The organism is Achromobacter sp. HZ01, from assembly GCF_003267925.1.
Lineage (GTDB): Bacteria > Pseudomonadota > Gammaproteobacteria > Burkholderiales > Burkholderiaceae_B > Achromobacter > Achromobacter pulmonis_A.
Map to the genome: position 1 here is coordinate 1,687,859 of NZ_LWKV01000001.1, position 13,006 is coordinate 1,700,864.

Annotated in this window: 11 protein-coding genes; 6 read left to right on the plus strand and 5 right to left on the minus strand. The window is 68.9% G+C overall.

What is annotated here, in order from left to right:
- Nucleotides 1–26 precede the first annotated feature (26 nt).
- Complete coding sequence (locus A6B37_RS07850) at nt 27–812, minus strand: aldolase (protein WP_102771463.1); 786 nt, start codon at nt 810–812, stop codon at nt 27–29.
- A gap of 128 nt (nt 813–940) precedes the next feature.
- Nucleotides 941–1,816, minus strand: a complete 876-nt coding sequence (locus A6B37_RS07855; protein ID WP_111825395.1) for a LysR family transcriptional regulator — start codon at nt 1,814–1,816, stop codon at nt 941–943.
- Between the two features lie 177 nt (nt 1,817–1,993).
- Here A6B37_RS07855 and A6B37_RS07860 point away from each other — a divergent pair, with 177 nt between their 5' ends.
- Nucleotides 1,994–2,428 carry an NUDIX hydrolase gene (locus tag A6B37_RS07860; protein WP_102771465.1) on the plus strand — a complete coding sequence of 145 codons (435 nt, stop codon included), beginning with the start codon at nt 1,994–1,996 and terminating at the stop codon, nt 2,426–2,428.
- A 7-nt stretch (nt 2,429–2,435) separates the two neighbouring features.
- Here the strand turns inward: A6B37_RS07860 and gcvA are convergent, their stop codons facing one another.
- Nucleotides 2,436–3,323, minus strand: a complete 888-nt coding sequence (gcvA, locus tag A6B37_RS07865; RefSeq protein ID WP_102771466.1) for a transcriptional regulator GcvA — start codon at nt 3,321–3,323, stop codon at nt 2,436–2,438.
- A 109-nt stretch (nt 3,324–3,432) separates the two neighbouring features.
- On the opposite strand from gcvA, the gene A6B37_RS07870 reads away from it, so the two are divergent.
- From A6B37_RS07870 to A6B37_RS07890, 5 genes are all read left to right on the plus strand, one after another.
- On the plus strand, nt 3,433–4,869 hold the full coding sequence (locus tag A6B37_RS07870; RefSeq protein ID WP_111825396.1) for an amidase: 1,437 nt from the start codon (nt 3,433–3,435) through the stop codon (nt 4,867–4,869).
- Nucleotides 4,866–6,119, plus strand: coding sequence for an MFS transporter (locus A6B37_RS07875; RefSeq protein ID WP_111825397.1), 1,254 nt, complete (start codon nt 4,866–4,868; stop codon nt 6,117–6,119). Before A6B37_RS07870 ends, A6B37_RS07875 begins: the two co-directional genes overlap by 4 nt.
- A gap of 61 nt (nt 6,120–6,180) precedes the next feature.
- The gene (locus tag A6B37_RS07880; RefSeq protein ID WP_111825398.1) at nt 6,181–6,990 is read left to right on the plus strand and encodes an aminoglycoside phosphotransferase family protein; all 810 of its coding nucleotides are present in this window, start codon (nt 6,181–6,183) and stop codon (nt 6,988–6,990) included.
- 78 nt (nt 6,991–7,068) lie between these two features.
- A complete protein-coding gene (locus A6B37_RS07885; protein ID WP_102771474.1) occupies nt 7,069–8,463 on the plus strand; it encodes a GntP family permease in 1,395 nt (464 codons plus the stop codon).
- 309 nt (nt 8,464–8,772) lie between these two features.
- On the plus strand, nt 8,773–9,657 hold the full coding sequence (locus tag A6B37_RS07890) for a crotonase/enoyl-CoA hydratase family protein (protein ID WP_102771476.1): 885 nt from the start codon (nt 8,773–8,775) through the stop codon (nt 9,655–9,657).
- Nucleotides 9,658–9,690: 33 nt separating this feature from the next.
- Here A6B37_RS07890 and pdeR read toward each other — a convergent pair whose 3' ends face one another.
- Both pdeR and A6B37_RS07900 read right to left on the minus strand, forming a co-directional pair.
- The gene (gene pdeR / locus A6B37_RS07895) at nt 9,691–11,688 is read right to left on the minus strand and encodes a cyclic di-GMP phosphodiesterase (RefSeq protein ID WP_111825399.1); all 1,998 of its coding nucleotides are present in this window, start codon (nt 11,686–11,688) and stop codon (nt 9,691–9,693) included.
- Between the two features lie 278 nt (nt 11,689–11,966).
- Nucleotides 11,967–12,962 carry a tripartite tricarboxylate transporter substrate binding protein gene (locus tag A6B37_RS07900; RefSeq protein ID WP_102771478.1) on the minus strand — a complete coding sequence of 332 codons (996 nt, stop codon included), beginning with the start codon at nt 12,960–12,962 and terminating at the stop codon, nt 11,967–11,969.
- Nucleotides 12,963–13,006 lie beyond the last annotated feature (44 nt).

The window sequence follows — 13,006 nt, forward strand, 5'->3', positions numbered from 1 at the left end:
GTCTGGAGGAATGCCGCGCAGCGGCGTCAGGCGGCCGGCAGCGGCAGGGGCGCGACGCCATGCGTCTGCCGGGCCCAGTAGTTGAACGTCGCGTTGACGATCGAGGGCTTGAGCAGGTAGTCGTGCGCTTCGCGCGCCAGCGCATCGTCCACGGGCGTGAGCGGGCCGAACGCCTGGGCGCGGATCTGCATGCGGGCGGCGCGTTCGAGGTACACCGACAGGTAGGTCGCCTCTTCGCAGGACTGGCCCGCCGTCAGATAGCCATGGTGGGCCAGGATGATGGCCCGCTTGGCGCCCAGCGCCTGGGAGATGATGACGCCCTCCTGGTCTGCGATCGGCACGCCCGGCCATTCGCCCAGAAAGGCGCAATCGTCATGCAGCGGCGTCATGTCCATCTGGGCGACCACCAGCGGCTGGCGGGCCGCCGCCAGCGCCGAGGCCCAGGGCGAATGCGTGTGGATGATCGACTGCACGTCGGGCCGGGCCTCGTAGACCCACAGGTGAAAACGCGTGGCCGGATTGGCCATGCCCTCGCCCGTCAGCGTGTGCAGGTCGCGGTCGACCTCGATGAAATCGGCCGGCGTGGCTTCATCGAAGCCCAGGCCGAAGCGCAGCGTCCAATAGGCGCCGGGCCGCTGCGAGCGCATGCTGATCTGCCCGGCCAGGCCGGCCTCCTGCTCGGTCATGGCCAGGATGCGACAGGCGTAGGCCATGGTCTCCTGGATGCTGCGCGGCACGGCATGCAGATGGCGCGCCATTTCCTGCGTGGCGCGGGTGTCGAAGTAGGATTTTTCCCTTAACGCGGTATTCATGTCTTCCCCTGTTATGCCTGCGGCGCACGGCGCGCGCAGTATCGACAGTATGGAAACCGCGGCGCAATCCAGCCATGCAGCCAGGGTCATAGCTGCTATTCGGCGCGCCGTTCGAGGCGGCCGCCGGGCTATTGCAGGGCGATGCGGACGGCGCTGGCCAACAGGTCGCTCACCAGAGGCAAAGGCTGGCGGCGCGCAAGCGTGATGGCGACCACGCGCCGCCGCAGGATCGGGCTGTGGATGCGAACCTTGCGCAGGCCGTAGTCGTTGAGCAGCTTGTCGGGGATGCGCGAAGGCAGGATACAGGCGCCCACCCCGGAAGACACCAGCTTGAGCATGGCGTCTATGGTCTCGGCCTCGGCGACGAACTCGGGCTCCAGCCCGGCGCTGTGGATCATCTTGCGCAGGGCGTAATGCGGCGGAAAACCGACCAGCCGCAGGCTCATGCCAGCCAGGTCCGCGTTGTCCACCAACGGCTGGCCGCCCTGCACGATCAGGCACATATCGTCGTCGAACAGCGTGGTCGAGGCCAGGTTGTCCGAGGCGACCGCCGAATCGTAGACGAAGCCCACGTCCGCCTTGCCGCTTTCCACCAGCGCCACCACCTCGGGCGAACTGCGGCCCATGACGGAAAGATTCACGTGATCATGCCTGCTGACGAAACTGGCCACCACCTCGGCCATGAAGTAATAGCTCAGCGTATGCACCGTGGCCAGACGGACCGTCCCCTGGGTGATGCCCTCGCGCTGGCGCACCGCCTCCAGCGTACGGTCGATGCTGCGGTAGGCCGGCGATATGCCGTCCAACAGGCGGGCCCCGGCCTCGGTCAGTTCCACCCCGCGCCCGGTGCGCGTGAACAGCGGCTTGCCCACGTGCGCTTCCAGCGCGGCCAGTTGCCGGCTGAGTCCGGACTGCGTCTGATCCAGCTCCTCCGCCGCCCGCGACAGCGATTTCAATTCGGCTATCCGCAGGAAATAGCGCAACTGCCGGTCCGGTGTGTCCATGCTGCAAGCCCCTGTTGTCGATCGCATGCGCTCGTGGCGGCGCGTGGCGACAGTGTGCACCAGGAATCGGGGCCGGCACCACGGGGATTTGCGCTACTGTCATATGATGAACGGGTCAACACGACAGGCAGGTCCGCCGCGGCGTATCCCGGCCCGGCGCTCAAATAACACTCCGCAATGACCACACATCCCATTCCCGCCACGATCGCGGCCGTGGTGCGCGACGGCCAGGTGCTGCTGGTTCGCCGCGCCAATCCTCCCGATGCGGGCCGCTGGGCGTTTCCCGGCGGCAAGATCGAGGCCGGCGAGCGCATCGAGGACGCCGCCGCGCGCGAACTGCTGGAGGAAACCGGTGTGCGCGCCGAGCCGGTGCAGGTGTTCGACGCGGTGGACGTGTTCGACCGCGACGAGTCGGGCGCGCTGCGCCGCCATTTCATCCTGATCGCGGTGCTGTGCCGCTGGCGGTCGGGCGAGCCCGTCGCCGGCGACGACGCCAGCGAGGCCCGCTGGGTGCCGCTGCACGAACTGGAACGGCATACGCTGGCCACCAGCCTGGGCGTGGCGGAACTGGCGCGGCGGGCCGCGGCGCTGACCGCGGCGGGCAGCGCCTGAGGCGCGCTCATCGGGCGCCCGATTCCCGCAGCCAGTCGCGAAACGCGCGCGCCTTGTCCGGCAGCGCGGCCCTGCCCGGCCAGACCAGGTAGTACGCAAACTCTTCCAGCCTGGCCTGGTCCGCCAGTTGCACGAGGCGGCCCGAGGCCAGTTCGTCGGCCACCATCGCGGCCGGCAACAGGCCCGCGCCCTGCCCCGCGGCGACCGCTTTCAGAAGCAGGCCGCCGTCGTCGAAGGCCGGACCTCTCGGCATACCCGCGTCTTCGACGCCCTGGGCCGCGAACCATAGCTGCCAGCCGCTGCGCGCCTGATCGTGCACGCGCGGCCAGTCCAGCAGGTCGCGCGCGCTGCGCGGCATGCCCAGGGTGGCGACGAGTCCGGCCGCGGCCACGGGCACGACCGCCACGGTCAACAGGTGTTCGCTCTGCAAGCCCGGATAGCGGCCCAGTCCGTGGCGGATCGCGATGTCCGCGCCGTCGCGACCGAACGCCGCCAGGGCGTTGCCCGTGACGATCTGCAAATCGATTTCGGGATGGCGGGCATGAAAATCGGCCAGCCGCGGGATCAGCCAGGCCGAGGCGAAGAACGCGGTGGTGCCGACCACGAGAACGCGGCTGGCCGGCGGCGAGGCGACGCGCGCCGAGGCCGCGAGTATCTGGCGGAAGGCGTTGCGCACCGGCGGCAGGAAATCGCGGCCCGCGTCGGTGAGCTGGATGCGGCGGTTCATGCGCAGAAACAGCGCCACGCCCAGATGCTGCTCTAGCGTCTTGACCATCTGGCTGACCGCGCCGGGCGTCACGCACAGTTCCTCGGCCGCGGCCTTTACCGACAGGTGGCGGGCCGCGGCCTCGAAGGCGCGCAAAGCGTTTAGCGGAGGCAATCTGGATGGCGACACAATGTTTAGTTTTTCTAATGCGAAAAGCATAGAAATCATGGCTTGTACGGGCTTGTTTCCAGGGATTAACTTGCAGTCCTTGCCCTTGTACACGTTAGATAAAGCATAGATGAACTCCCTACCAGCCATCAAGCCGGGCGCTGCCCTCCATTATCTGGAACTGACCGAGCTGGCCGCGCTGATCCGGTCGGGCGACGCGTCGCCGGTCGAGGTCACGCGCGCCCAATTGCAGCGAATCGAAAAACTGGACGGCGTCTTGCGCAGCTATGCCCGCGTTACGGCGGCGTCGGCGCTGCGCGAGGCCGAGGCGGCCGAGGCCGAGATCCGCGCCGGCCGCTATCGCGGTCCGCTGCACGGCGTGCCCATCGCGTTGAAGGATCTGTTCCGGCGCAAAGGCGTGCCGACGGCCGCCGGCGGCGTGCTTCACCGTGACAAGCCGGCGGACTACGACGCCACCGTGACGCGCCGGCTGCGCGAGGCGGGCACGGTGTTGCTGGGACAGTTGCAGATGACCGAGGGCGCCTATTCGGATCACCATCCCGACATCGCGCCGCCGCGCAACCCATGGAACGCCGCCTACTGGACCGGGATCTCGTCCAGCGGATCGGCGGTGGCGACGGCGGCGGGCCTGTGTTTCGGCGCGACGGCCTCGGACACCGGCGGCTCGATCCGCTGGCCGAGCGCCGCCGCCGGGCTGACGGGCATCAAGCCGACCTGGGGCCGCGTCAGCCGCCACGGCGCCTTCGAACTGGCGCCGTCGCTGGATCACATGGGCGTCATGGCCCGCAGCGCGCGCGACGCCGCGGTGCTGCTGCAGGCTATCGCCGGCCCCGACCCGCTGGACCCGACCGCGTTGCAGGCGCCCGTGCCGCCTTACGCCCGGCTGGCCGGGGAGCCGGCGCAAGGACTGCGGATCGGCATCGACGCGGACTGGAACGGCGACGGCGCGGACGCGCAGACGCTGGCCATGACGGCCGCCGCGGCGCAGGTGTTCCAGGAACTGGGCGCGACGCTGGTGCCGCTGCGCTTTCCGGCCGCCGACGCGGAACAGGCCGTACGCGATTGGGCGCCGAACTGCGCGGTGGAAGCGGCCGTGGCGCACGCGTCCAGCTATCCCGCGCGCAGCGCCGACTACGGCCCGGTCCTGGCGTCCGTGCTGGACGCGGGGCTGGCGCTGTCCGGCACGGACTACCAGCGCATCCTGCTGCGGCGCATGGCCTTGCGCGGCAAGGTGGACGCGTTGTTCGGCGGCGTCGATGCGCTGCTGACGCCGGTACAGCCGATGGCGCCGCTGACGCTGGCCACCGTCAGCACGCTGGGCCGCCAGCCAGGGCTGGTGGCCGCGTTGCAGCGCTATACCTGCGTGTTCGACATGACCGGCCATCCCTGCCTGACGCTGCCCGCCGGACTGTGCGAAGCAGGCATGCCCATGGGCGTGCAGCTCGTGGCGGCTCATTTGAACGAGGCCACGCTGTTGCGCCTGGGCGCCGCCTTCCAGGCGGCGACGCGCTGGCACCTGAGCCGCCCGCGGGAGTACGCCGAATGACCACCCCCGCGCAACCGCTGGGCGGCCGCAGCCGCGCCGCACCGATCTTCCACGGATGGCGGGTGGTGGCCGCCGCCTTTGCCATTACCTTGCTCGGCTTTGGCAGCGCGTATTCTTTCAGCGCGTTCGTCGAGGCGCTGCAACAGGAGTTCTCCGCCACCCGCGGCGCAGTATCGCTGGTGTTCTCGCTGGCGGGTTTTCTGTATTTCGGCTTCGGCGCCATCAGCGGTCCGCTGGCCGACCGCTACGGTTCACGACGGCTGGCCGTGGCCGGGATGCTGCTGCTGGCGGCGGGCCTCGCGCTGGCGGGCGCGGCGCGCAACATGACGCAGGTCTACGCGGCGTATGGCCTGGGCGTCGGACTGGGCATAGGCTGCTCTTACGTGCCGGTGGTCGGCGCGGTGCAGCGCTGGTTCGAACGCCGCCGCGCAATGGCGTCGGGACTGGCGGTCAGCGGCATCGGAGTGGGCACGCTGCTGGTGCCGGCGCTGGCGGCCGTCCTGATCGACCACTGGGGCTGGCGCGGCGCGTATCTGATACTGGCCGCGGGCGTGGCGCTGGCCGGCTGCGCGGCGGCGCGCTGGATCGAGAATTCTCCCGCGGACCGCGGCCTGCTGCCCGACGGCGCAGCCGGTCCGCGGCCCGCCGACGCGGCGCGCGCGGCGGCGCCCGGCCTGCCGGTGCGGACGGCGGTGCGCAGCAAGGCTTTCGTCCTGTTGTACCTGGCCTGCCTGGCCGGCGCCTTCGGCGTATTCGTCCCCTTCGTGCATCTGGTTCCTTACGCCCTGGACCGGGACATCGAGCCGGCGCTCGCCGTACTGCTGCTGGGCTCGATAGGCGCGGGCAGCACGGCCGGCCGCTATCTGCTGGGCGCGCTGGCCGACCGCCTGGGCCGGCGCGCGTCGCTGGCCGCCATGTATGCCGGCATGGCGGCGACGCTGGCGTTATGGGGCGCCTGCGGCCAGTTCTGGACGCTGGCGCTGTTCGCGCTGGCCTTCGGTCTGTTCTACGGCGGCTGGGTCGCGCTGCTGCCTGCCGTGGTCATGGACTACTTCGGCGGCCGCCATGTCAGCGGCATCATCGGCGTGCTGTACACCAGCGTGGCGTTCGGCACCCTGATCGGCCCGGTTGCGGCCGGCTACGCCTATGACCTGCGCGGCGGCTACACGCTGCCCATCGCCATCAGCGCCGCGGTCAATCTGCTGGCCGCGGCGCTCACCGGGCTGCAGCCGGGTCGCGGCGCGCGCTGAGCCGGAGCCGAGCGCCGCTTCCACTACCATAGGCCTTCCGATCAAGACCGCCACGGCTGCCATGTTCGACGCCTACCTGTCCCGTTGGAATCTGACGCCCGACGGCGCCCCCATCGTCACCCATGCGGCGCGGCTGCTGCCGGTGCTGCATCGCGGCCAGCCCGCCATGCTCAAGGTCTCCCACGAGGAAGATGAAAAACAGGGCGGCGTGCTGATGCGCTGGTGGGACGGGCACGGCGCGGCGCGCGTGCTCGCGCACGACGACGAGGCCATTGTGCTGGAGCGCGCCACCGGCGGCCGCTCGCTGGCGGAGTATGCGCGCAACGGCCGCGACGACGAGGCGACGCGCATCATCTGCAGCGTGCTTCAGGAACTGCACGCGCCGCGGGCCAAGCCCTTGCCCGAACTGCGCCCGCTGGAGTCCTGGTTCGCCGATCTCTGGCCCGCCGCCCGCGCGCGCGGCGGCATCCTGGCCGAGAGCGCCCGCCATGCCCGCGTCCTGCTCGACAGCCAGCGGGACCTGGCGGTGCTGCATGGCGACGCGCACCACGACAACATCCTGGACTTCGGCGCTCGCGGCTGGCTGGTCATCGATCCCAAGCGCCTGTATGGCGAGCGCGCGTTCGACTACGCAAACATCTTCTGCAACCCGGACCTGTCGGACCCCGAACCGCCGGTGGCCATCGTGCCCGGCCGCTTCGAGCGGCGCCTGGAAATCGTGGCCGGGCAAGCCGGCCTGGAGCGCCGCCGGCTGCTGCAGTGGGTGGTGGCCTGGTGCGGGCTGTCCGCCGCCTGGTACCTGAACGATGGCGACGACGCCGCCGTCGACCTGGACATCGCGGCCCAGGCGCAGGCGCTGCTGGCGCGCTGATCGCGCAATAAGCAATCCGGTTTGTTGCGGTAAGGTGGAGGCCCCTCACCCCTCGTCTCTTCATTCCTGGAGTACCGAATGACCGGATTGATCATCGTGGTGACGGCGCTGGCGTTCCTGATGCTGGCGGCGTATCGCGGCTATAGCGTGATTCTCTGCGCGCCCATCGCGGCCATGGGCGCGGTGCTGCTGACGGACCCATCGGCGCTGGCGCCGGTGTTCTCGGGCATTTTCATGGAGCGCATGGCGGGCTTCGCCAAGCTCTATTTCCCCGTCTTTCTGCTGGGCGCCGTGTTCGGCAAGCTGATCGAGCTGTCGGGCTTTTCGCGCGCCATCGTGCAGGCGGTGCTGCGCCTGATCGGTGCCGAGCGCGCCATCATGGCCATCGTGCTGGTCTGCGCGGTGCTGACCTACGGCGGCGTGTCGCTGTTCGTGGTGGTGTTCGCGGTGTACCCCTTCGCCGCCGAGATGTTCCGCCAGGGCGGCATCCCCAAGCGGCTGATGCCGGGCGCGATCGCGCTGGGCGCGTTCACCTTCACCATGACCGCCCTGCCCGGCACGCCGCAGATCCAGAACATCATCCCCACCACGTTCTTCGAGACCACGACCTGGGCGGCGCCGTGGCTGGGCCTGATCGGCGCGGCCTGCACGCTGACGGCCGGCATCGCCTACCTGGAATGGCGGCGCAAGCGCGCGGCGGCGGCCGGCGAAACCTACGGCACCGACCTGCGCAACGAGCCCGCCACCCCGCCCGGCGAGCGCCAGCACCATCCGCTGATCGCGCTGCTGCCGCTGGTGGTGGTGGGCGTGGCCAACTATCTGCTGACGCGCTGGATTCCGGGCTGGTATCCGGCCGGTTCCGAAGTGGCGCTACCCGGCCTGCCCCAGCCGCTGCCGGTCAACGCGCAGGACCAGGTCGCGCTGTGGGCGGTCATGGGCGCGCTGATCGCGGGCATCGCCACCATCCTGCTGTTCTCGTTCTCGGCCATCCGGGCGCATTTCGCCGAAGGCAGCAAGAGCGCGGTGTCGGGCGCGCTGCTGGCCTCCATGAACACCGCCGCCGAGTACGGCTTCGGCGGCGTGATCGCCGCGCTTCCGGGTTTTCTGCTGGTGGCCGACGCGCTCAAGGCCATACCCGACCCGCTGGTCGGCGAGGCGGTGGCCGTGACTTCGCTGGCCGGCATCACCGGTTCGGCCTCGGGCGGAATGAGCATTGCGCTGGCCGCCATGGCGCAGACCTTCATCGACAGCGCCAACGCCGCCGGCATCCCGATGGAGGTGCTGCACCGGATCGCCGCCATGGCCAGCGGCGGCATGGACACGCTGCCGCACAACGGCGCGGTGATCACGCTGCTGGCCGTGACCGGCCTGACCCACCGCCAGTCCTACGGCGATATTTTCGCCATCACGCTGATCTCGACGCTGTCGGTTTTCGTGACGATCGCCGTCTATTACCTGACCGGCATCGTCTGAAGGCGGCGGCCGTCGCCCTCTCCCCCTCGTTCCTAAGCATGAGCCGGGCCACCCCGCCCGGCTCGCCGGGCGCCGCCCGGAGAGCCGCGTATTTGCTCGCCCCCTCATCCCTTCTCCGTATGCGCGCCTCGGCTGAGGGGTTGAGCGCCGCGCCGCGCCCGCATTTTTTCTCCAACGATCACTCCGGCCTTTGCATTACGGAGAACTCTGGCCAGTCGCATGAGTTTTGCATGAGACGGAAGCCCGAAGGTCTGTATTAGGCTGAAGCCGCAGTACTCCGACTCACCTTGATCGATTGGACGAAAGTAAATGAATCAGCTCATTCATCCGGACTGCCACCCCTTCACCGCCGCCGGCAATCTGAAGCAGATCTCCGCGTTTTACGAGGAGGGACGTCGAGTCATGTGGATGATGCTGCGGGCACACCCGCGGCCGTGCTTCAACCATGAATTGATCGACGAGATCATGACCCTGGCGCGCGCCGCCAAGGATTCCGGCCTACCCATCGACTTCTGGGTCACGGGCTCGCTGGTGCCGCAGATCTACAACGTCGGCGGCGATCTCAACTTCTTTGCCGAGGCGATCCGCACCGGCCGCCGCGAGGCCCTGCGGGCCTACGCCCGGGCCTGCGTGGATTGCGTGCACGCCGCCACCCGCGGCTTCGACACCGGCGCGATCTCGCTGGCCATGATCGAGGGCACCGCGCTGGGCGGCGGCTTCGAGGCGGCGCTGGCGCACCACTTCGTCCTGGCCCAGAACACCGCCCGCATGGGCTTCCCGGAAATGGCGTTCAACCTGTTCCCGGGCATGGGCGGGTACTCGCTGGTGGCGCGCCGTTCGGGCATGAAGCTGGCCGAGGAACTGATCGGCACGGGCGAATCCCATACCGCCGAATGGTTCCATGCGCGCGGCCTGGTGGACGTGCTGTTCGAGCCGGGCGACGCCTACAAGGCCACGCGCACCTTCATCGACGTGATGCGGCCCAAGCTCAACGGCATGCGCGCCATGCTGCGCGCGCGCCAGCGCGTGCTGAGCCTGCCGCGCTCCGAGCTGATGGACATCACCGAGGATTGGGTCGAGGCCGCGTTCTCGATCGATCCCAAGGACCGCGCCTACATGGAACGCCTGGTGATGGCGCAGAACCGGCGCAGCGCCGTCACGTCCGAGTCGGGCACGGAAGCCACCATGCATTGATCCCCGGCGCGCCGGGCCGGCTGCTGCAAGCGATCAGGCGATCAGGTGCAGCCGGCGGCGCTGGGCCAGCCAGGCCGAGAATTCGGCCGCCGGCATGGGCTTGGCGTACAGATAGCCCTGCTTGGCGTCCACCCCGAGCGAGTCCACGAACACCGCTTCCTCCAGGGTTTCCACGCCCTCGGCTATCACCTTCAGTTCCAGCGTGCGCGCCACGGCGACGATGGCGCGCGCCAGCGCCTGCGACACCGGATTCTCGTTGACCCCGCGCACGAAGCTGGCGTCGAGCTTGATCGCGTCCAGCGGAATCCGGGCCAGCTGCGACAGAGAGGAATAGCCGGTGCCGAAGTCGTCCAGGTGCACCCGCGCGCCCAGCTGGCGGAACTGCTTGATCAGTTCTATGGCCGCGTTTTCGTCTTCGATCAGGCAGCTTTCGGTGAGTTCGATGTCCAGCAGGCACGGATCCAGGCCGGCGTCGCTGGTCGCGCGCATGAACTCGCTGACCACGCCCTTGTCGTTCAGCTGGCGCGCCGAGATGTTGACGGCGATCCGGATGTTCAGGCCGTCCTGCTTCCAGGCGGCCGCCTGGCGCGCGGCCTCGCGCATGACCCAGACGCCCAGCGGCGAGATCAGGCCCGATTCCTCGGCATAGGGAATGAAGGCGCTCGGACAGACCATGCCGCGCTCGGGCGAACGCCAGCGCAGCAGCGCCTCGACGCTGGTGACCTCGCCCGTGCGTCCGGCCAGCTTGGGCTGGTAGTACAGCATCAGGTGGCCTTCGGTCAGGGCCTTGCGCAGGTTGGTGTCGAGCCACACGTAGTCCGCGTTGCGGCGGTCCATCTCGGGCTGGAACACGCGGTAGGTATGGCGTCCGGCTTCCTTGGCCACGTACATGGCGATGTCGGCGCTGCGCACCACGCTGTCGAGGTCGTCGCCGTGGTCGGGGTACATGGCGATGCCGATGGAGCAGCTGGTGTAGACCTCGATCAGCCCCTGGCGGAACGGTTCGCGCAGGCGCTCGATGATGCGCTGGGCGGTGGCTTCCAATTCCCAGGGCTGGGCTTCTTCCTGCAGCACGATGAATTCGTCGCCGCCCAGCCGCGCCAGCGTCTGGCCTTCGGACAGGCAGGACGAGATGGCCACCGCCACCGCCTTGAGCAGGTGGTCGCCGAAGCCGTGGCCGTAGTGGTCGTTGATGCGCTTGAAATTGTCCAGGTCCAGGAACAGCACGCCGCCGCGCGCGTCCGCGCCGGCCGCCAGCGCCGTCTTCAGCCGCGTCGTGATCGCGTGGCGGTTCGGCAGGTTGGTCAGCATGTCGGTATTGGCCAGCACGCGCAGGCGTTCCTGGGCCTGGCGTTCTTCCGTGATGTCGGTGCCCGAACAGATCAGGTAGGTGCGTTTCTCGCCGCTGCCGCTGGTGACGAACTTGTTGCGGAACAGGAACAGGCGCGGGCCCTTGACCGTGTTGATCACCCGCTCGGCCTCGTAGGACTGGCCGTGCTTGTAGAACTCGGCGATGTTGCGCCGCGACGCGATGGCCTCTTCGCGCGTCATGAACATGTCGAACACGCTGCGCCCGACGATGTCCTGTTCGCGCTTGCCGGTGTATTCCTCGCTCAGCTTGTTGAAGCGCTGCACCCGGCCGTGCTGGTCGACGATGACGATGACCGAGTTGGCCTCGGACACCACGGTCTCGGCGAAGGACAGGCCCTCGACCAGGTCCTTGGCGACGGATGCGGTATCGGAATGGGCGGACGCGGTGCCGGCCCATTCGTTGGGGTTGATCTTGCGGCCCACCAGGTGCAGACGCACCGGGTCTCCGTACAGCGTGATGTCGATCTGGAGGCTGGAGGTAATGCCGGTCAGCGCGCGTATCGCCGCCGCCTGCTCGGGACGCAGGGCCGTGGCGATGTTCGCCGCGCCCTTGACCGCGGCCAGCTCGAATGCATCGCTATCGGCGGCAAGGCGCCAGTACGGGCTATGCGTGCCGAAATGCGTATACAGGATCGATCTTTCGTCCTGGCTGTCTGTCACGTTTGTATCCCCCTGCCGCCCTAGAGCGGCCCGCAAAGTACATTACGGCTTAGTCAATTCAGGGTCAACCTCCCCCAGAGGGGCCGCCGGGGATTATTGCGGAATATTGCGGCCGGTCCCAGGGGCGTTGCGGCGTCTTGCCGCAACAATCCCCAGGGGCCGCAAACCGTTTGATGCGCGCGCTTGCATTTTCACGCAAGCCTTGTTGCGCGCCCGACACAGCCGCGCCGGAACGTCCGCAAGTGACGTAACGGCGCAACCTCGACGCGGGCGTATCGTCACTCTCCCTTGACGCCGGCCTCGTCGATCACCTTGGTCCAGCGCGCCACTTCGGCCGACACGCGGGCGCTGGCGTCGGCCGGCGTGGTCCAGGTGGCGATCGCGCCCTGCTTGAGCAGGGAGGCCTGGACGTCGGGCTTGGCCAGGATCTTCTTCAGTTCGCCGTTCAGGCGCTCGATCACCGGCGCGGGCGTGTTGGCCGGCGCCACGATGCCGAACATGGAGCTGACCTCGAAGCCCTTCAGGCCGGCCTGCTCGGCGGTGGGCACGTCGGGCAGCGCGTCCACACGCTGCGGCGAAGTCACCGCCAGCGCGCGCAGCTTGCCGGCCTTGATGTTGGCCTGGGCCGCCGGCACCGTCTCGATCATGCTCAGTACCTGGCCGCCCATCAGGTCGGTCATGGCCGGGCCGCTGCCCTTGTAGGGCACGTGCAGCACGTCCACGCCCGCCGTGCGCTTGAACATTTCGCCGGCCAGGTGCTGCGGCGAGCCGTTGCCGGCCGAGGCCATGGTGATGAAGCCCGGCTTGGACTTGGCCAGCGCGATGAATTCCGCCAGCGTGTTGGCCTTCACCGACGGGTTCACCACGAACACCAGCGGCACCGTGCCGACAATGGAAACCGGCGCGAAGCTCTTTTCCACGTCGTAGGTGACGCGGCCGCGGTACAGCGCGGCGTTGATCGAATGGCTGGTCAGCGCGCCCATCAGCAGCGTATAGCCGTCGGCCGGCGCCTTGGCGACCTGGTCGGCGCCGATGTTGCCGGCCGCGCCCGCGCGGTTCTCCACCACCACCGACTGGCCCAGCGCGCCGGTGAGTTCCTGCGCCAGCACGCGGCCGATCACGTCGGTGGCGCCGCCCGGCGGATAGGGCACGATCATGCGGATCGGCTTGTCGGGATAGCTGTCGGCGGCCAGCGCCGGAGCGGAAACGCCGGCGCACAGCGCCAGCAGGGAAAACAGGACGGCGCGGCGCGGCCGCAGGCGCAGGTCTGACATGTAGGTCTCCTGCCGGGATGGGTATAGGAATTGGAGCAACGCCC